The 20,663-nt window shown below is 41.6% G+C and carries 18 protein-coding genes; 10 read left to right on the top strand and 8 right to left on the bottom strand.

Translation table 11 applies throughout. The features are described from left to right. Positions 1–156: 156 nt before the first annotated feature. The 7 genes from NK987_RS03885 (at position 157) to NK987_RS03855 (ending at position 9,010) form a co-directional block, all read left to right on the top strand. Positions 157–2,871, top strand: coding sequence for a M14 family metallopeptidase (locus NK987_RS03885; RefSeq protein ID WP_259262791.1), 2,715 nt, complete (start codon positions 157–159; stop codon positions 2,869–2,871). Between the two features lie 394 nt (positions 2,872–3,265). Then, the gene (locus NK987_RS03880) at positions 3,266–4,024 is read left to right on the top strand and encodes a DUF6503 family protein (RefSeq protein ID WP_259262790.1); all 759 of its coding nucleotides are present in this window, start codon (positions 3,266–3,268) and stop codon (positions 4,022–4,024) included. A 4-nt stretch (positions 4,025–4,028) separates the two neighbouring features. Next, complete coding sequence (locus NK987_RS03875; RefSeq protein ID WP_259262789.1) at positions 4,029–5,060, top strand: glycoside hydrolase family 113; 1,032 nt, start codon at positions 4,029–4,031, stop codon at positions 5,058–5,060. Between the two features lie 42 nt (positions 5,061–5,102). Continuing rightward, positions 5,103–5,591, top strand: coding sequence for a DUF2062 domain-containing protein (locus NK987_RS03870; RefSeq protein WP_259262788.1), 489 nt, complete (start codon positions 5,103–5,105; stop codon positions 5,589–5,591). 7 nt (positions 5,592–5,598) lie between these two features. Continuing rightward, complete coding sequence (locus NK987_RS03865; protein WP_259262787.1) at positions 5,599–7,092, top strand: BCCT family transporter; 1,494 nt, start codon at positions 5,599–5,601, stop codon at positions 7,090–7,092. 155 nt (positions 7,093–7,247) lie between these two features. Then, positions 7,248–7,454, top strand: a complete 207-nt coding sequence (locus tag NK987_RS03860) for a YgaP family membrane protein (protein WP_258421674.1) — start codon at positions 7,248–7,250, stop codon at positions 7,452–7,454. A gap of 146 nt (positions 7,455–7,600) precedes the next feature. Then, entirely contained in the window at positions 7,601–9,010 is a 1,410-nt protein-coding gene (locus NK987_RS03855) for a Gfo/Idh/MocA family protein (RefSeq protein ID WP_259262786.1), read from the top strand. A gap of 164 nt (positions 9,011–9,174) precedes the next feature. On the opposite strand, the gene NK987_RS03850 is transcribed toward NK987_RS03855, so the two are convergent. From NK987_RS03850 to NK987_RS03830, 5 genes are read right to left on the bottom strand one after another with little or no spacing between them, the layout of a single operon-like run. After that, on the bottom strand, positions 9,175–9,633 hold the full coding sequence (locus tag NK987_RS03850; RefSeq protein WP_259262785.1) for a DUF4268 domain-containing protein: 459 nt from the start codon (positions 9,631–9,633) through the stop codon (positions 9,175–9,177). A gap of 6 nt (positions 9,634–9,639) precedes the next feature. Beyond that, positions 9,640–10,503: a ChaN family lipoprotein gene (locus NK987_RS03845; protein WP_259262784.1), complete on the bottom strand. Its 864-nt coding sequence runs from the start codon at positions 10,501–10,503 to the stop codon at positions 9,640–9,642. Continuing rightward, entirely contained in the window at positions 10,496–10,861 is a 366-nt protein-coding gene (gene folB / locus NK987_RS03840) for a dihydroneopterin aldolase (protein ID WP_113924281.1), read from the bottom strand. Before folB ends, NK987_RS03845 begins: the two co-directional genes overlap by 8 nt. Then, the gene (locus tag NK987_RS03835) at positions 10,861–11,757 is read right to left on the bottom strand and encodes a DivIVA domain-containing protein (RefSeq protein ID WP_259262783.1); all 897 of its coding nucleotides are present in this window, start codon (positions 11,755–11,757) and stop codon (positions 10,861–10,863) included. The genes folB and NK987_RS03835 overlap by 1 nt, the downstream gene beginning before the upstream one ends. 5 nt (positions 11,758–11,762) lie before the next feature. Beyond that, complete coding sequence (locus tag NK987_RS03830; protein WP_259262782.1) at positions 11,763–12,671, bottom strand: WD40 repeat domain-containing protein; 909 nt, start codon at positions 12,669–12,671, stop codon at positions 11,763–11,765. 38 nt (positions 12,672–12,709) lie between these two features. On the opposite strand from NK987_RS03830, the gene NK987_RS03825 reads away from it, so the two are divergent. Beyond that, the gene (locus NK987_RS03825; protein WP_258421682.1) at positions 12,710–13,339 is read left to right on the top strand and encodes a 4'-phosphopantetheinyl transferase family protein; all 630 of its coding nucleotides are present in this window, start codon (positions 12,710–12,712) and stop codon (positions 13,337–13,339) included. 46 nt (positions 13,340–13,385) lie between these two features. Next, positions 13,386–13,964, top strand: a complete 579-nt coding sequence (locus NK987_RS03820) for a redoxin domain-containing protein (RefSeq protein ID WP_259262781.1) — start codon at positions 13,386–13,388, stop codon at positions 13,962–13,964. On the opposite strand, the gene NK987_RS03815 is transcribed toward NK987_RS03820, so the two are convergent. The 3 genes from NK987_RS03815 to NK987_RS03805 form a co-directional block, all read right to left on the bottom strand. Further along, positions 13,961–14,803: a transglutaminase-like domain-containing protein gene (locus tag NK987_RS03815; protein WP_258421684.1), complete on the bottom strand. Its 843-nt coding sequence runs from the start codon at positions 14,801–14,803 to the stop codon at positions 13,961–13,963. The two genes, NK987_RS03820 and NK987_RS03815, sit on opposite strands and share 4 nt — an antisense overlap. A 108-nt stretch (positions 14,804–14,911) precedes the next feature. Further along, positions 14,912–16,540, bottom strand: coding sequence for an acyl-CoA carboxylase subunit beta (locus tag NK987_RS03810; protein ID WP_259262780.1), 1,629 nt, complete (start codon positions 16,538–16,540; stop codon positions 14,912–14,914). Positions 16,541–16,881: 341 nt separating this feature from the next. Beyond that, positions 16,882–17,682, bottom strand: a complete 801-nt coding sequence (locus NK987_RS03805) for an N-acetylmuramoyl-L-alanine amidase family protein (RefSeq protein ID WP_259262779.1) — start codon at positions 17,680–17,682, stop codon at positions 16,882–16,884. Positions 17,683–17,797: 115 nt separating this feature from the next. Between NK987_RS03805 and NK987_RS03800 the strand changes: the two genes are divergently transcribed. Next, positions 17,798–20,506, top strand: a complete 2,709-nt coding sequence (locus NK987_RS03800; RefSeq protein ID WP_259262922.1) for a putative LPS assembly protein LptD — start codon at positions 17,798–17,800, stop codon at positions 20,504–20,506. Positions 20,507–20,663: the final 157 nt, after the last annotated feature.

The raw sequence follows: 20,663 nt of genomic DNA, 5'->3' as shown, positions 1-20,663 counted from the left end.
TGCCTACTGCAATGAAAGGAAATAGTAAGATCAAATTTAACCAATTTGAATTTGGAATATGACCAATCAAACCTTTTTCTTTCCGATTACAATCCCGCTTTTGGTTTGGAAAAAGGTCTGTGCTAAATTGAAAAAAATACCTAACAGAAGATACTTATGAGAAAATTTTACTTCTTGTGGGCAATAGTAGGTTTGTTGACCTTTACTACCGCCTTTTCCCAAAGCATCCCCACCCCGAAGGAACATTTTGGTTTTGAGATAGGGGAAGACTACAAATTGGCCACTTATACGGCTACGGATGCTTATTTCAGAAAACTGGCTGCCCTTTCAGACCGAGTAAAGTTCGTCGAAATCGGACCGACGGAGGAAGGAAGACAAATGCCGATGATGATCATCACCTCCCCCGAAAACCATAAGAAATTAGACCGGTATAAGGAGATTTCCCAATTGCTCGCAAGGGCCGAAATCACTGAAGAGGAAGCCAAAAAGCTATCTGTTGAAGGAAAGCCTGTAGTTTGGATTGATGGCGGTCTTCACTCGACAGAGACAGTTGGTTCTCATCAATTGATTCCGACTTACTACGAATTGGTCAGCAGCAATGATCCTGAAATCCTCCGCTTTCTTGACGACCTGATCATCCTTATGGTACAGGTCAATCCTGACGGACAGGAAATAGTGACCAATTGGTACATGGGTCCTTCTGACGTCAAAAAAAGAAATATGAACAGCCCTTATATGTACCAAAAGTACGTGGGTCATGACAATAACAGGGATTTTTTCATGATGAATATGAAGGAAACCACTAACACTTCGCTTCAGCAGTATGTGGAATGGCTTCCCCAAATCATATACAACCACCATCAGACTTCACCTGCAGGTACTGTCGTAGCCGGACCGCCATATAGAGATCCTTTCAACCACGTCTTTGATCCTTTGATCATGACGAGTTTGGATGGAGTCGGTGCCGCGATGATCAACAGACTCAATTTGGAAGGAAGACCCGGTTATACACGTCTCGGTGGATCTGTGTTTTCATCTTGGTGGAATGGTGGCTTGCGTACCACCCCGTATTTCCACAACATGATCGGAATCCTAACCGAAATCACCGGCGGCCCAACACCTTCAGTCATTCCTTTGGTACCCGAGAGGTTGATTCCGACCCATGCGACACCATTTCCTATCGAGCCTCAGCCTTGGAATTTCAAAAGATCCATTGACTATTCTGTTTCGCTCAACTTTGCGATTTTGGATTTTGCAAGCAGAAATGACGATGCCATTCTTTACAACATCTACAAAATGGGTAAAAACAGCATCGAGCGAGGTAATATGGATTATTGGACAAAGTATCCAAAACGATCTGCAGCTGTGCAGGCCGCCTATGACAAAGCCAAAGAAAAGAAGTCAGCCGACGATCCTGAAATGGCATTTTATGGTATGAGAAGCGGATTGCCAAAGCAATATTTCGATTCGGTTTTTCAGGATATGGACCTTCGCGATCCTCGGGGATTTATTCTCCCCTCTGACCAGGCCGACTTTCCAACTGCTGTTAGGTTTGTCAATGCCCTGATTAAATCTGGAATTTTGGTACACAAAGCAACGGCAGATTTTACTGTAAATGGCAAAAAATATCCTGCCGGTTCCTATGTCGTAAAGGCTGCGCAGGCTTTCCGCCCGCACGTTTTGGATATGTTTGAGGCCCAAGATCACCCTAACGATTTCGAATATCCCGGAGGTCCTCCAAAGCGTCCTTATGATGCGGCAGGTTGGACATTGGCATTTCAGATGGGTGTGGAGTTTGATAGAATTTTAGATGGTTTTGATGGACCATTTGAAAGAATAGCTTACGGTGAGATCCAAAGTTTTCCTGCGATGAAAGTCCCTACCGGTTCAGGGTTCTTGATAGATTCGAGAGCTAACAATTCATTTATTGCCGTCAATGATTTATTGAAATCAGGGGTAGATGTTTCAAGGACAACTGCTGTTGCTTCAGGTTTGCCTGCAGGAAGCTTCTATGTTACCGGTGGCAAAGCAGTTTTGGATAAAGCGGCAAAAGAATTTGGAGTCAAATTGGTAGCAAGTTCTAAACCTTCCGGTTCAGTCAAAATCAAGCCTGCAAGAATTGCCTTGTTTGACCATTATGGAGGTTCTATGCCATCAGGTTGGGTGAGATGGATGATGGAGCAATACCATTTTCCTCTCCAAGTTATCTATCCTCAGGATATTGACAAAGGGGATCTGAAAGCCAAATATGACGTTATCTTATTTATAGGTGCAGGAGCACCGGGTACCATCAGAAGCTGGGGTGGCATGCCAAAAGCAGAAGACATCGATGCACAATATCACAAACTCCTTGGCAACCTGACCAAAGACAAGTCAGTACCTGAATTGAAAAAATTCATGGAAGCCGGTGGAAATGTGGTGGCAGTTGGAGCAAGTACTTCACTTGCTTACGACCTTGGCCTTCCGGTGACGAATGCATTATTGGAAAAACTTCCAGATGGCAGAGAAAGACAATTGACAGGTGAAAAATATTACATTCCAGGGAGTATCCTGAAAGCAAACCTTGATCCATCTTCTCCAGCAAACTGGGGAATGGGAGAATCTGCCAACATGGTATTCAACAACAGTCCGGTATTCAATCTAGCCCCTGATGCACTGATAAAAGGCATCAAACCTTTGGCTTGGTTCGGAACAGAATCACCATTGGTGTCTGGATGGGCTTGGGGACAATCGTATTTGAGAAACGGTGTGGTAGCTTTTGAAGCACCGATTGGAAAAGGAAAGCTCGTAGCTTTTGGACCTGAGATCACTTTCAGGGCACAGGCACACAATACTTTCAAGTTGTTGTTTAACCAGCTTTACGTTAAATAGTATTTCTAAAAAAAAAATGAAAAAAGAGGGAAGGGGAACAGGTTTCAGGCTTGTTTCCCTTCTCTATTTAGATTGCTTTTTATTGATTCATATAATTCAAAATAAAAATTCCTTAAATCAAGAAAATTGACCAAAACTGCCTGCTTTTGAAGTTAAACAGATAAGATCAATAGGTATACCAACAATATCCTTAAATTGAGACTGGAATGATACGATCAATTGGAATTTGTAAAATGTGTTTAATTGATTGTCGTTGAAGAACAAAAGCTTAGTATTAAGAATTTCAACTGATTTACTCTTAAATTCTAAAAAGAATAAAATTCCAACTGTCGGGAGATTGACACAAATGACTTGTCCAAACTGCGTAATTCATTTCATTAAACCTTATAAATTCATGAAATCCAATTTGATACCTTCGCTGCTCCTTCTTGTTTTATGGTCTTTTCTCCAATCCTGTAAGCCTGTATCTGAGGCCCAACAAATAGTTGATCGATCAATTGAAGCACATGGAGGAAAGTTATTTGAAACAAGTAATATTAGTTTTGATTTCAGAGACCGGTATTATGAAATCTTCAAAAACCCTTCCAAATTTCAATATTTAAGGGAATTCACAGACTCCACAGGTCAGGTCAAAGACGTATTGAATAATGACGGATTTGTCAGAACAATCAACGGGGAGGAAGTAAGCCTACCAGAAGATAGGGTTAAGGCATTTTCCAACTCAGTCAATTCTGTAGCTTATTTTACTTTTTTGCCTTATGGACTGAATGATGCGGCGGTTTTTAAATCTTATTTGGGTGAGGCTGAGCTGGAAGGAAAAAAGTACCACAAGGTCAAGGTGACATTTTCTGAAGATGGGGGAGGAGAGGACTTTGACGACGTGTTTATTTATTGGTTCAATCAGGAAACCAACCTTATCGATTACCTTGCTTATTCCTACCATACTGATGGTGGTGGGGTGAGATTCCGCAAGGCGATCAGACAGCACAATGTTGGAGGTATTGTCCTTCAGGATTATGAAAATTACCAACCGGCGGATAAAAACACCCCTGTAGAAGATATGGAAAACCTGTTTAAAGAAGGTAAATTGGAATTACTTTCTGAAATCATTTTAGAGAATGTGGTGGTGGAACTACCCGTTACCAAACAATAGCAAAATGAAAAGACCTCTGATCTTGCTTGTGTTGATTTTGCTGAGTCTGGCCATCTGGACTTATCAAAATCAGGCTGCCGAAGAAAATATCGGCATTGTTATCGCCGATAAACACAAGGGAGTATGTTGGGTTGGAAGCAGGAATCCTCTCGAAGGATGGGAATTGGATACATTGGGGAGTTTTGGTGTGAGCCATATTTCCCAAACACCATTTGGATGGCAAGGAGATCCAAACCTTCCTGAAATCAAATGGGAGGAGCATTCTGATAAAATGTGGTGGGGAGAATCTCTCAAGGGGATGAATACAACCACCTCCATTGGCAGGGAAAAGGGAATTGAAAGTATCCTAAAGCCACATCTTTGGGTGAGAGGGAGTTGGCCGGGAACCATCAGCATGAAGACTGAGGCAGACTGGGAAAAATGGTTTGAGCAATACACCGCCTTCATCCTTTATTTTGCACGGTTTGCTGAAGAAAATCAGATCCCGATTTTGTGTATCGGAACAGAATTGGAGATGACAAGTGAGCGTGAGGAGGATTGGAGGAAAGTCATTGAAGAAATCAGGTCTGTGTACAAGGGAGAACTCGTATATGCTGCGAATTTTACAGAATACCAACATATTGAATTTTGGGATGCATTGGATTATATCGGCATACAGGCTTATTTCCCCTTGAGTGACAAGACTAATCCTGATCTTGACGAATTGATTTCTTCTTGGGAAAAGAAAAGTAAAGAAATAGAAAAGACCGTGAGGCAATATCGTAAGCCGGTCATTTTTACAGAAATCGGCTATTGCAACACCGAGGATGCGGCTATCCAACCATGGGTTTGGCCAAATGAAAGAAAGGAAATCCCGCTGTCGGAAGAAGTTCAGGCGCTTTGCTATGAGGCTTTCTTTCAGACAGCTTGGAAAAAGGATTGGTTGGCAGGCGTCTATTTTTGGAAATGGTATCCGCAACCCCGTGAACGGGATCCGGATTTTACCCCGCAAAACAAAAAGGCGCAATTGGTGATGAGAAGTTATTTTTCAGAATAAGACCCATAATTTTTGAACAAGAACTAGCAAAATCAAATAGGCATGCGGTTAAGAAATCTTGGTCAAAAACTCAAAGGGCTACTGAAACAGGGGCTTACACCCAAGGAACTCGCTTTGAGTATTTCCATCGCAGTGCTGATCGGGGTTTTTCCTATTTACGGAACCACTACTTTTATTTTGGCTTTTTTGGCTTTGAGATTGAGGCTGAATTTGCCCATCATGATTGCCGTCAGTTATGTTTTGACGCCGGCCCAAATCTTACTTATTATTCCTTTTGCTAGGTTGGGTGAATTTTTGTTTGGGTTTGAGACTTTGGGAATGGACATGGAAAGCTTGCAAAATGCCTATACTGAGGGTTTTTTTGCAGTCATTTCCAAATATTCCGGGAGGTTGATCTTGGCGGTTGGAAGTTGGCTTATAATTGCTGTTCCGGTGGCAGTTTTCCTCTACATTTTTTTATTCCAGGTTTTTAGGGCAATAAAATCAAGTCGGAAAGGATCTGAAAATAAAATAAGTTCCGAAATAAAATGAAACAGTTTTGAAGATTTTCACCAAGCCTACAAATACCCAAAAACATACCCTTTATGGGTCGGGGTTGTTTGTGGTCCTGTTTTTGGTTTTTGCTTTTTGGTTTCCTGAAGCTTTTAGAGAAAAACTTGGTTTATGGACTTTTCATATTCTTGAGATTTTTGGAACCTTCAATCTGCTGTTGGGTTTGGGTTCGGTTTTGATATTGTTGACCATTGCTTTTTCTCCTTTTGGAAAGAGAAAACTGGGAAAGGAAAAGCCTGAATACTCTTGGTTTTCCTGGATTGCTATGCTCTTTAGCACGGGAATGGGTGCAGGATTGCTTTTGAGGGCAGTTCAGGAACCTGTTTTCTATTATACCCATCCTCCTCGAGAATCAGTGCTTTCACAGGGGGAGTTTGCACTGCAATACACTTTTTTCCATTGGGGGCTTACCCCTTGGGCATTTTATGGATTGTTTGGATTGGTGATTGCCTATAACCTGTATGAAAAAAACGGGACCATCCTCAGTTCCTCAGTTTTAGAAAAGCGCTTTCAAAAAACCATTTGGGCCACAATGATGGATATCCTGACCATCATCTGTACGCTTTTGGGCGTAGTGGCTGCGGTAGGATTGGGCAGCAGGCAATTGCTTGATGCGGCAGCGTATTGGATGGGCTTGGAAGAAATACCTTCCAACCTTACCATTTGGCTGGTCCTTTTGGTTTGCGCTGTTGCTACATACTCGGCTTTCTTGGGCTTAAGCCGTGGAATCAAAATTATATCCAATGTCAATATTGCTCTCGCTTCCCTTTTATTGTTTTTCATATGGATAGTCGGAAGCGAGTGGATGGTGGTCGGGATGTTTTTCAAGTCACTCGGAATCTATTTGTTGGAATTCGTCCCCATGAGTCTCAATATCGGAGATCAAAAAGTTTCGCATTCCTTTCTGACAGATTGGACATTTTTCTATTGGGCATTTTGGTTGGCGTGGGCGCCGTTTACCGGGGTTTTTATAGCGCGGATTTCTAAGGGAAGGACTATCCGTCAATTCATTACCGGAACCTTAATTGTACCCGCTTTGGGTACTTTCATTTGGTTTACTGTGTTTGGTTCCGATGCTTTTGGATTGATCGAAAGCGGCAAAACCACTGCCGAAAGCTTCAGTTCCATTTACAGTGCCCTGTTCAATTTCTTTTCTATTTTTCCCTTTTCCTCGTTCAGTAATACCGTTTCTACGATTCTGATTTTCACTTTCCTGATTACCTCAGTGGACTCAGCCATATATGTGTTGAGCATGTTTACCGACGAAGGAAAGGCCGAGCCAATGAGAAGGTACAGGATATTTTGGGGTATTAGCATTGCCTTGTTCACGGTTGTGGTGATTTTGATGGGCAAAGACAGCCTACTTCAATCTGTCAGTCAGTTGCTTATCATTTTTGCGCTGCCGTTCAGTTTTCTTTTTGTCGGTATGGTTTTTTATTTTCTGATTTCAGTAATTTTCGAAAAGAATAAGGAAGGTTAGTTTTTTGTGTGACAAAAGTCATAAGAATGTAGGTGTGGTTTGATTTAAATTTAATCCAATGAAAACCGCTTTAAAATTGATTGCTGTCTGCACCATTTGCCTGTCAATAATTTTTGGATTGGTTTTTTTATTTCACTCCTAAACACACAAAAATCATGAAAAAGAACATGGGATCTGCGGACAGAATCATCCGTACCATCATTGCCCTTATTGCGGCATACCTCTATTTTGGCGGAATTGTAACCGGCACATTGGGCATTGTACTTGTCGTTGTTGCGGCTGTTTTCTTATTGACCAGCCTTGTAAGTTTTTGCCCGCTGTATTCTATTGTGGGACTCAATACGTGCTCCGTTAAGAAATAAAATCTTGTACTACGTATTTATTGAAAGCAATCCTTTTTTGGATTGCTTTTTTATTTTTTACCAATTTTTAGCTTTGGTTCTTTTTCAAAAAGGAATAAACCCTAAATTCAAATTCTAAACTTGTAACCGCTAATTAAAAATTATCAATGAGCAATAACCGTAGAGATTTCCTCAAGATTGCAGGTCTCGGTTTGGTAGGGTCTGCTTTGCATGATTTTGCTAAAGCTGAAACCCCCGAGCAAGTCCTTTTTCAAAGCCTGAGGACCCATTCCCAGCATTTCAATATGTCAGGATATGCAGCCCCAAAACTTCCAACAGTCCGGATAGGGATTGTTGGTTTAGGTCAAAGAGGACCCGGTGCTGTAGACCGTCTGAGCAAAATCGAAGGTGTGGAAATCAAGGCACTTTGTGACTTGATGCCCGATAGGGTGGAAAAAATGAAAAAGGAGCTTGAAGGGACCAAGCATAAACCCGAAGGGTATTCCGGTTCTGCATATGCCTGGAAAAAAATGGTGGACAGACAGGATTTGGACCTGATTTATATTGCTACGCCATGGGAATGGCATACCCCGATGGCAGTTTATTCCATGGAAGCAGGCAAGCATGCGGCCGTGGAAGTTCCTGCAGCAAGGACTTTGGAGGAATGCTGGCAGTTGGTAGAAACTTCCGAGCGTACAAAAAAACATTGCATGCAGTTAGAAAACTGCTGCTATGACTTTTTTGAGTTGATGACACTCAGCATGAAAAGAGACGGATTTTTTGGTGAAATTATCCATACTGAAGGAGCGTATATCCATGATTTGCTTTGGCTGAATTTTATGAAAACAAGCGATGGTGGGTATCAGGATATGTGGAGATTGAAAGAAAACTACCGCAACGGGAATCTCTATGCCACCCATGGATTGGGACCGATCTGTCAGATCATGGACATCAATAGAGGAGACCAAATGAATTACCTGACCTCATTGTCAAGTGCGGATTTTCATATGGGTGCCAAAGCCAAAGAATTGGCTGAAACAGATGATTTCTTTGCGCCTTTTGCAGAAAAGAAATTTGGGGGAAATATGAATACCACCATCATCAAAACCCAAAAAGGACGCTCCATCATGATCCAACATGACGTGACTTCACCGAGACCTTATTCCCGTTTACATACAGTCAGCGGAACCAAAGCTTACGCACAAAAATATCCAGAGCCAAAAGTCGCACAGGGGCACAGCTGGATGAAGACAGAAGAAATGAAAGCTTTGGAGGAAAAATATACTCCTGAAATCGTCCGGAAAGTTGGGGAACTAGCCAAGCAGATAGGGGGACATGGAGGTATGGATTTTATGATGGATTGGAGATTGATTGACTGCCTGAGAAATGGACTTCCTTTGGATCAGGATGTGTACGATGCAGCGCTTTGGTCGGCTGTTTCGCCTTTGAGCGAATGGTCGGTAGCCCACCGTTCCAACTCCATTGATGTTCCGGATTTTACCGGAGGAAGCTGGAAATCCAATAAACCTGTTGATATCACCCTCAAAGGCGGCGGAACAACCAAGGTAATTGTGTGATTTTCTTAAAACCTATGAGGTTTTTTGAACCTCATAGGTCTTGAATTTTATTTACCATATAGTCATATAGAACACATAGTTTTCCTTTTCAATTACTTTTGATTGAGAAAAGAGAAAAATGATTTCACTATGTGATCTATATGAACTATGCGATAAAAAAAGTTTTACAAATCCTCAAAAGCAGGTTTGATGTTCGCCCAAAAAGCGTCCAAAGCGATGATTCTTGGCTTCAAAAAACTGATGATCGCCGGCCAATCATTTTGGTCAAATACATTCAGCCTGATTTTGACTTTTTGGATGCGAGAAACGACTTTTCCCAAATCATCAAATTGGTGCAGTTGCCAATCCCAAGGTTCTTCAAGCTCAGCTTCCAGAAGTTTGCGGAATTCCACAAATTGCTCAAAGTAAAGCTGCTGCAGTTCATCGTCTTTGTGGCAGATTTCTATACCGATGGAAATGAAATCCCGCTCGGTTTTCATGCGGAAATAGACATCTTTCACCCCGGTTTTATAATTCTGCCAATTGATCCGATATCCTTGGGCGGAAGGTACGGGCTTCATGTATTGGCCAAAAGTAGTCCAAAAATCCTGTCTGATTTTAGAGGATTCGGCAGCAGAGTACATCGGAGGTCAGTAGCTTTTGGGACTATCCATTGGCAATACGATGATGAAATCTGCGATGCCTTTTGATTTTTCTTCCAATTCTTTGATACTTTCCTGTTCCACAGTGGAGATGGTCAGGATCTTGGTTTTTGGGTATGCTTTATTTAGGTACCAAATGATTCCCTCATAATTGTTGGAATGGTAGGAGCCATTGATGTGGAGAATGGAATTGCCTTTTTCAAGATAGTCAAATAAGGAATAAGCCATTGTAGCATCTTTCAGGGCCTGTGCCTCTACCATATAGTCTGCATTCATGCCTGAACCGTGCATCATGTCTTTCATGCCCACGTAACCAGGAAGGGTTTTGTCTACTTCTATCGGCAAAGGTGCAATAGATTTTTTGGCGTCATCCGAGAGGCTGTCCAAAACCAAAAGCCCTTTTCTGCTGACCATGGAAGCATACTTTCGGGGAACATTGGTACCCACAAAAGGAATCTGGTTTTTCTTCGCATAAAGCATCAAGGGCTTATAGTCCACCTGATAATTGGTCCAAAGCTTGGCTTCGGCCTCAAAATTTTTATCCGTCATTTTTCCTGCAAACCATTCCTCTATATTCAATTGGTCATCTCTTTCAAAAAATTCTCCGGCAAGGATTACCCTATTTCCATTTTCCTGAAGGTTCTTTAAAAGCTGCAATTGTAGCCAATGGGCCAGGCTGTTGTTATGGAGTTCACCGAAGAAGATGACCTCAGACTTTTTGGAGTCTTTGACAATATTTTCAAAAGTGACTTCCTTTCCCTTGCCATCAAAGATTTTATAAGGCTCTATTTGGGCAAAAGACGCTTGGAATGCCAATAGGAATAGGAGGGCTAGGATTCGTGTTTTAAACATAATCTTCTGGATAGGTCACTGTCACTACGGAGAAATTGACTACGCCTCCGAGGGCAGGATTGTGTTTTTTGATGGTGACGATTACCGATTTGAGGTCGGGATATTCTTTGAGAATATCCAGGATCATAAGGTGGGAAAGGTGCTCTAATAATTTGACAGGCTCAAGCATATGTGCTTTGGCTATCTTGTACAGCTTGGCATAATCTACCGTGGAACGCAAGTCATCATCCAACATTGCTTTGCGGAAATCAGTCTGCACGTGAATGTCCACTGTAAATCTGTTGCCCAATTTGGTCTCTTCGGAAAAGACACCATGGTAAGCATGAAATTCGATACCTTCAAGCGATACTTTTCCCATCAATCAAACTGGTCAAAAAATGAGCTTCCTTTGTCAGGCTTTGCTTTGGGCTCAGTGGATTTTTCATCCTCCTTCACTTCTTCCAACTCTTCAGCTTTGGATTCTTCCACGACCGTTACAGATTCCTGTATTGGTTCTACAGCATTTGTTTCAACTTGTGCTGTTGCTGATTGGATGGTTTCTATGGTTTCTTCCTCTATGGTCTCTTCGACTGTTTCCTGTGGTTGAATAGGGGAAATTTCTTTTGGTTCCTCGGGCAATACCTGCTTGGTCATCGGCGATTCATCCACATGGACCGAGGAGATGTTGGCAAAGGTAAATGCTTTTGCCCTGCTGAGTTCATCGACTATCTTGGCATGAACCTGCACGTTTACTTTCTTGAAAGACTCATTGGATGTGGTGATCTTGTCATCCAAATCCTCGGAAAGCCGCTTCATGTTTTTGATGATTAGCTCTCTTTCTTTGATGAGTTTTTCATAGCTTTCTACGAGGCTTTTTACATTTTCCTTCAATTCTTCCATGATCTGTTTTGCCTTGGCCTCGGCAGTTTCGATCAGGTTTTGGGAATTTCTTTTCGCCTCATTGACCATTGAATCTGCATTGTGGTGCGCATCGGCCATGATTTCTGAAGCCGCGACACTAGCCTCTTCGATGATGCTGGCGCCGGTATCTTCAGCTGTTTTTAAGGTTCTGAAAAGGGACTCTTCCACGTCTTTGAGTTTTTTTGCCTCCCGTTGACTGGTTTCAAGGGCCCTTTCCAGGTCTTTTTTCTCACCCTGCAATTTATCCCATTGGTCTGCCAATACGCTCAAAAAAGCGGTTACTTCGTCTTTGTCGTATCCCCGAAAGTTTTTTTCGAAGGACCTTTGGCTAATTTCTTTAGAGGTTATGTTCATGTTTTTCAAAATTCTAGGTTCCAGATGGAGATTTTTCTATCGTCACTGATGGAAATAATGTTTTGGTTGTACCGGCTCCAAGCCACTTTGTTGATGGAAGTGCCATGTCCTGCATACCTTGCTTTGTCGATGACTTTGAGGAGTTTATAGGATTCAGCATCCCATACTTTGATGGATTTGTCCATACTACAAGTTACAAAATATCTGCCATCTTCTCGGAAAGCCAAATAATTAATGGCATACAAATGCGCGACGATGCTTTGTTTGAGGCTGTAATCAACAGAATCCCATATTTTGAGGCTTGCATCTCTTCCGCCACTGATCAGGACTGAGTTGTTAGGTTGGTATCCAAGGGCAAATACTGAATTGCTGTGGGATATTAAGTTATGGATAGGCTCGAGTGTATTCAGATCAAAAACCTTGATGCTGTGGTCGCTTAGACCAGCAGCGATGCGGTAGCCATCTGGGCTTAGAGCAAGTACCCTGACACTTTTTTCGGAGATTTTCAGATGTCTTTTGACCGCTTTGGTTTCGGTATCAATGACGATGATCATGCCATCAGCAGTTCCTACAAAAATATTGTTGCCTGAAATCTTGATATCAAATATGGATTGATTTGTAATATTCAAAGACCAGAGTTCCTTTTGGTCAACTAAGTCAATCACATGGATTCCCTCAAAATTATGACCGACAATCAATTGATTTCTTTGTGAATCCACCTCCAAAGCATAGACAGAATGGTTTACCTTGGCAATAAGCTTTCCGTCCTTTGGATCATCCAAATCCCATAAAACAACCATCCCATCTCCTGAACCCGTAAAAAAATACCTTGGGTCAGGTGCTTCTGCCAAGGCATATATACAATCGTTGTGGCCGGTCAATGTATGCAGTTTATTTACTTGGATTTTTACCATATTTTGCTGTGATTAGCGCTTCTTCCCATAATGGGTCTATGCAAACAAAAATAGAAAAAATAAGTCCTTTATCTGCCTTGGCGATAAAGAATATTGATGAAGTTTCCCAAAATGGGACTGATTTTTTAAGCTTTAGGGAAAAACTTTCATTTGCAAATATTTCTCATCCTGAAAAAAAAATGGAATGGAAAGGGGCAAGAATTGCCATCAAAGATGCGCTTGATTGTATTTTATTGCCTTACCCGGGTTTTTATAAAGATGAAAATGGCAAATCCCATCCCATGGATGGCTACGGCCATGTATCCATGACACATACCAAGGGCTTGGCTGCAGCCATATTTCACAAAGAAATGCCAGTCGGAATTGACCTTGATTATGTGAGAGAAAAGGTTGTCCGGTTGGGTCCCAAATTTCTTGACCAACATGAAATTGATTTCCTCGGCAATGACCCACTTATCAATACCATAGCTTGGTCAGCCAAAGAATCCATCTTTAAATGCCAAGGCAGGAGAGGTGTCAGTCTCAAAAACAATATCAGGCTTAATCCTTTCACTTTGGAGGATAAGGTTATCTCAGGAAGGGTTGAAAATACGGAATTTTCGGACCATCACTACAAGGTGAAAATTGAATGGCAAAATGATATTGTCCTCACATATACGGTCTGGTAGCTAGTTTGTCCGTATATTTATTGAATCACGCAATTCATACCCGAAAATGAAAAATACATTTCTGATTTTCCTCGCTTTTATTTTGGTTTCCTCATCTTTTGCCCAAAGGGTAGAGAACTTTAAGCTAAAAGATGCAGTATCAGGAAACGAATTTTCTCTTGAATCCCATGGGGAGGCTAGAGCTGTTGTTTTGATTTTCACAAGTCTCAATTGCCCGTTTTCCAAGTTGTATGAGGAAAGAATCGTCAACCTCAACACTCAATTTGGATCAGAAGGTTTCGTTTTTGCCTTGATTAATCCTCATATCGGCATAGAGGAAGAAGAAACTTCCGCAGGAATGAAGGCGCGGGCTTTGGAAAAAAAGATAGCATTTCCATTTCTAGAGGATGGTGATCAAAAGGTGACTCAGCAGTTTGGAATCACAAAATTACCGGAAGTTGTGGTAATTACTCCTGGTCCAACAGGCTTTGCAGTGGCTTATAGGGGAGCAATAGATAACAATCCCCAAATGGCGCAAAATGCGAATCTCAGGTACCTGGAAAGTGCTTTGACTGCCATCCAAAACAGGCGTAGTCCTAGCCCTGCTTCAAGTCGTGCAGTGGGATGTAATGTTAAGCTGAATTAACCTTCAATAATTTCAAGCAATTCCTTGATTTCTTCGGATTTCTCTATTTCTCCCAATTTTTCGAAAGCCACTATCAGGTTTCTAAGTACCCTGGTGACAATGTCAATATTGGAACAAGGTTCAAAAAACACCTCTCGGGATTCGATGTTGAGATGTTCAAGGTAGTTTACAATATCTTTTCTTGAAAAAATCAAACCTTTGTTAAATGCATTGATGTAAAATGAGGCATCAGATGATTTGTAAGTCAGGACAAACAAATTGGGCAAATTGACACCGTAAATAGGAAGGCCGAGTTTTTTGGCTACTAAGAGGTAAATCGAACAAAGACTGATGGGATTTCCTTTTTTGGTTTCGAGGACATTGCTCAGCATGCTGTTTCCCGGCGAATGAAAATTTTTGGTATTTGCGGAAAACCTAAGTGAGTTGAACAAAACCCCATTAATGATTCTGACCTGCTCGTAAGGCAAAAGGTCGTTTTTGAAAGCTGTCCACACCTCAAAATAAATCTGATGCATGTCTGCATTCAGTTTTTCAAATTCCAAATCGGGATACTGATAGGTATTGATGATCCAAAGTCCTGTCAAAAGGTCTTGGTCAGGAGAGTTTTTCCAATCGACAAGTCTTTCCTTAAGTTGTAAGAATTGAAGCCTGTGGACGAGGTCTTCAATTTCTTTCTGAATTGATGGGTTGAAGCTTTCTTCCCACTTTTTTTCCAAAAACGGAATCACAGGATGGCCAATGGATATCAGCCTGTCAATCACATGGCTTTTCACTTCCCTGTCGGTATCATCCAAAAGGGAAACCAAAGCATGAAGTTCTTTTTCACTGAGTTTTTCCATGGGCAAAATTGATATCCAATTTAATAAAATTTAGCGTGAATGTAAACCCTAAAAAGCTTTCAAATCTCAATTCTCAAGTCTCAAATCTTAAATCTCATGTCTCAAGACTTAAGTCTGTATTACCCCTACATTATACCGCTCTGTAATCGGCGCATGATTTGCAGCTTCGATTCCCATACTGATGACTTTTCTTGTTTCCAAAGGATCAATGACCCCATCCACCCAAAGTCTTGAAGCAGCATAGTATGGACTCAATTCCTCATTGTATTTGTTTGTGATTTCCTGTAGCAATTTTGCTTCGTCCTCAGGTTTGATTTCTTTTCCGGATTTTTGAAGGGTACTGACTTTGATCTGAAGCAAGGTTTTTGCAGCCGAGGCACCGCTCATGACGGCCATCTGTGCTGTCGGCCAAGAATAAATCAATCTCGGGTCATAGGCTTTGCCACACATGGCATAGTTGCCTGCTCCGTAAGAATTCCCAATAATGAAGGTGAATTTTGGTACAACCGAGTTGGCCATGGCATTGACCATTTTTGCACCGTCCTTGATGATGCCTCCATGTTCTGCTTTACTTCCGACCATAAACCCACTGACATCCTGCAGGAATACCAATGGGATTTTGCGTTGGTTACAGTTCATGATAAAGCGGGCAGCCTTTTCTGCCGAATCTGAATAGATTACACCCCCCATCTGCATTTCCCCTTTTTTGGTTTTTACGATTTTGCGTTGGTTTGCGACGATGCCGACAGCCCATCCGTCGATCCGGGCAGTGGCGCAGATCAAAGTCTTACCGTAGTCTTTTTTGTATTCGTCTATTTCAGAATTGTCAACCATCCTCACAATGAGGTCTAGCATGTCATAAGGTTTTACCCTATCAGCAGGCAATAATCCATAGATTTCAGCTTCTGGTTTTGCTGGTTTTTGTGGCTCTATACGTTCAAAACCTGATTTTTCGAATGATCCTATTTTAGAGAAAATCTTCCTGATGGCGTCAAGGCATTCTTGGTCATTGTCGTATTTGTTGTCTGTGACACCTGAGATTTCACAATGGGTACTTGCCCCTCCCAAGGTTTCATTGTCAACCGTTTCTCCGATTGCGGCTTTGACGAGATAGGATCCTGCCAAAAATATAGAGCCTGTTTTGTCTACGATCATTGCCTCGTCTGACATGATCGGGAGGTAGGCACCTCCTGCCACACAACTCCCCATGATGGCTGCCACCTGTATGATTCCCATGGAGGACATGCGGGCATTGTTGCGAAACTGACGTCCAAAATGCTCTTTGTCTGGAAAGATTTCATTTTGCATAGGAAGAAAAACTCCCGCACTGTCTACCAGGTAGATGATAGGAAGTCTGTTTTCCATAGCGATTTCTTGTGCCCTAAGGTTCTTTTTGGCAGTCATGGGAAACCATGCGCCAGCTTTCACCGTGGCGTCATTGGCGACGATCACGCACATTTTTCCGCTTACATATCCAACCCCGGTAACAACCCCGGCTGACGGACAACCCCCTTCTTCCTCATACATACCATCGGCGGCCAAAGCCCCTATTTCTAGAAAATAGGATTCTTTGTCAATCAGGTAATCGATTCGTTCTCTGGCGGTAAGCTTGCCTTTTTCGTGTTCTTTGGCAATCCGGGATTTGCCACCGCCGAGTTTGACGGTGTCTGTTTTACTTTGAAGATGAAAAAGCAGCTGTTTGATCTGATCTTCGTTTTTTTGGAATTCACTGTCCATAAAGTCACTTGGGTTTAGTTTTCTGTGAATGCTAAATAACTTAATTAACCCACAAGAATCAAATAGAAGTTTTTATTTCATTAAAGCTAAAAATTTTAGAAAAGTCATCAGTAACAGTGATCAGTGGCAGTGTTCACTGAAAAAATTCAGGATAAAAAATCAATATGGATTTAGAAACAAAATCAATTTGCGATTATGAATCTAGGTTTTTTGATATCAAAGGGAGTGAAAAGATTTGCGGTAAAAAGAAATACCTTGAGGAGGTAAAGTCTCAAGATACAAGTAGATTGAAGAAAAACCGCTTAAGGGACTTTTCAATAACCAATAACCCAATAACCAATTTACAAAGCCTCTATTTCTTCCTTATACGCCTTCACAGAACGATATATCGCAGAAGAAAGGTAAGTCTGACCGTCTTTGGTATTGAGGTACTTTTCCTCGTTGGTATTGGAGAGAAAGCCCAATTCGATAAGCACACTTGGCATACTTGTCGTCCAAAGTACATAAAGCGGTGCCTGTTTTACACCTCTTGAGTACCTGTTGACACGGTTGCTGAAATCATCTTCCACTTTCGAAGCAAGGGAAAGACTGTTTGACAAAAAAGCTTTCTGCATGAGGTTGAACATCATGTAGGATTCGGGAGAGGAAGGATCAAAACCTTCGTACTGTTCCTCAAAGTTTTCCTCTAGGAGAATCACGGAGTTTTCCCTTTTGACAATATCAAAGTTTGCTTCAAAGTTTTTGGTTCCCATCACAAATGTCTCCGTCCCATAAGCTGCTTTGCTTGGGGCAGCATTGCAATGGATGGAAATAAAGAGATCCGCTTTATTTCGGTTGGCAATGTTTGACCTTTCTTTGAGCTCTATAAAGGTGTCGGTTTTTCTGGTATAGATGACTTCTACACCTGGTAGGTTTTCCTGAATATATTGCCCGACCTGAAGGGCTACTTTGAGTGCAATGTCCTTTTCTTTTGAAATGGCTCCAACTGTACCGGGGTCTTTTCCGCCGTGGCCTGCATCGATGACGATCCTTTTGAGTTTGAATTCGGGGGCTTTTGGTCCTGTGGAACTAAATCCTGAAAGCAGGAAAGAAATCGTCAGGACCGAAATAATAAGAATATTTTTAACTTTGGGGCGTTTCATGCGTGTTAATACTATTAACTTTGCTCAGGCAAATTTTACAAATTTTTAAATTAATTAAAATCACTAAGTGCGGAATAACTGCTTTCTTTTGCTACTCTTTTCACTCTTGTGGGCAATGCCTCACGAAGGCTATTCACAAAAAAAGAGCCAAAGAAATGTAGAGAACAGAATAACTGCGCCGGATTCAGTGCTCATTACTCCAACGTTGAATCCTTTTGTTTTGGATACTTTGCCGGCAATAAAATCCGATACCATTCCTGATAGTGACAGTACAAAGATAGCACCCAAAGGGGATATCCAAACGGAAATCAAGTATTACGCCGAAGATAGTATCATTACAGATTTTGAAACCAAAAAAGTCTACCTGCACAAAGGTGCTTGGTTTGAATATGGTCTGATCAGGTTGGATGCCGATTTGATTATTATTGACTGGGAGAAAAGCGAGATTTTTGCCTCAGGCGTCACCGATTCGCTTGGGAATATTGAAGGAAATCCCTTGTTTAAAGAAGGTGCTGTGTCCTATGAAATCCGCAAGGAAATGCGGTACAATTTCAAAAGTCAAAAGGCGATTATCAAAGATGTAGTCACTGAGCAGCAGGATGGATTACTACGCGGTCAGACTATCAAAAAAGACCGGGATGGCAGTATTTACCTTGACCATGGATTCTATACCACCTGTAATCTCGCCGAACCCCATTGGCATATCAATGCAAACAGGATCAAATCCATACGCGGAAAGCAGGTGGTAACCGGCCCTTTCAACCTATATTTCAATGATATTCCCACCCCGTTTGGACTACCATTTGGAATCATTCCCGATACGCCGGAAGAAAAGGCCTCAGGAATTGTCTTCCCCTCTTATGGGCAAGAACAGGTGCGTGGGTTTTTCCTAAAGAATTTTGGTTACTATTTTGCCTTCAATGACTATATCCATACGAGGGTGACCGGAGATATTTATTCCAATGGTGGTTGGGGTGCAAAAGCCTCTACCATGTATAAAAAGAGATACCGCTTCAGTGGTGGATTTAATGTGGACTACCAAAAATTCAAAAGTCCTGAAACTGAATTGAACAAGGTGGAATACAATACAGTTTGGGTCAATTGGAGCCATTCGCCGGAGTCAAGGGGCAATTCCCGATTTTCTGCTTCAGTCAATGCCGGTACTTCCAACTACAATAACGTGGTCGTCAACCCGAACAGTTTTGTCCAAAATGTCAAATCCGAATTTTCCTCGAATATTTCTTACAGCAAAACATTTTCAGGTACGCCTTTCAGTATGTCTGCCAACCTCCGGCATTCCCAAAACATTCAGTCCGGTGAAGTGAATCTGATTTTGCCTGACATCGCGGTCAACATGAACAGGCAGAATCCTTTCCAAAATGCAAAGTTTGAACCGATCAAAACGCTGAACGTAGCCTGGAATTTCAACCTTCAGAATACCATTACCAACCGGGTAACGCCTCCTTTTGGGGTGTCAAGCGAGGTAGTGGATCAGAGTCAGGGAATCAGTAACAGTCAGAATAACATTCCTTTCAACTTAGCCAATTTGCCTCAACTCCTTAGAGATGCCAACAACGGAGCAAAAAATACCATCCCGATTTCTTCCAATTTCCGATTGTTCAAATACTTCACCGGTACTGCTTCAGCCAATCTGACTGAACTTTGGTATTTGGAGAAAACCAATTTTTTCTACAATCCTGTGGAGGAAAGGGTGGATAAAATTCTGGAGTCAGGCTTCAATAGAGTGACCTTCTATAATTCTTCCTTTGCGATGAACACCAACCTTTATGGATTTTATAATTTCAAAAGGAATAAAAAAATAGAGACTATCAGGCACCACATGCAGCCGTCATTTGGATTTACATTCAGTCCTGATTTTTCCGATCCTTCTTTTGGCTACTACCAAAATGTCCAAATCGATTCTGCAGGTAGGACACAGTTCTTTTCAAGACATCAGGGTTTTGTTTTTGGCGGTGCGCCATTGGGAGAGTCCAAATCCTTGAATATGAATATCAGGAATACATTGGAAGCAAAGTTGAAAAAATATGATGAGTCAGGGGAGATGGAAACAAAAAAAATACCATTGCTGCAAACCCTGAATATCAGTACGAATTACAATTTTGCGGCAGATTCTTTCGAATTGGCCCCGATAAGGATGGATACCCGAACCTCATTTTTTGACAATAAACTGTCACTGAACATCGCGGCCACCTTGGATCCTTACGCCGAATTGGTAAAAATCAACCCTGAAACAGGTGTAGTCACTGGCCGTCGGGTCAACCAATTTGCATGGAAAAGCGGTCAAGGAATCGGGAAATTCAGAAATGTCACCATGAATATCAACGGTAATCTCAATCCCGCCAAGCAGGGCGGACAGGCGGGAGAAATGCGGGACCAAATGACCGACGACTTTTTACAGCAGGGCGGACAGTTGAATGAGTTTGTGGAAAATGAAATCAACCAAATCATCAATGACCCTTCTCAATACATCGAATGGAATATTCCATGGTCTTTTGGATTTGGGTTCAATATCGCTTATAACCAACAGCCTGGCCGCGAGTCAAACATCACTTCTGCCATCAACATCAACGGAGACCTCAGTATCTCCGAAAAGTGGAAAATCACCTACAGTGGCGGCTATGATTTTATGACGGCCCAACTTACCCAATCCATGATCGGTTTGGCAAGGGATCTCCACTGTTGGCAGATGAATGTCAGTTGGATTCCTTTTGGGCGCTTTACCTCTTATAACCTTGATATCCGCGTCAAATCTTCCATTCTTCAGGATTTGAAAGTATCAAGAAGAAGGTCTTTCTTTGATTAGAAACAAGTTTTTTTTAAAAGCATGGGATTTTTTGATCGAAATAATCAGGTACTTTACTACCTTAAATAACAAAAATTTAATCACTGATTTCATAGTCAAATAAAAACTAAAGTTTATATTTGATCGTAGAACTTTTTAAAAGAAATTTTAAAAACCA

The organism is Aquiflexum gelatinilyticum (assembly GCF_024813435.1).
Classification (GTDB): Bacteria; Bacteroidota; Bacteroidia; order Cytophagales; family Cyclobacteriaceae; genus Cognataquiflexum; species Cognataquiflexum gelatinilyticum.
This window is presented reverse-complemented; position numbering and strand designations above follow the sequence as displayed.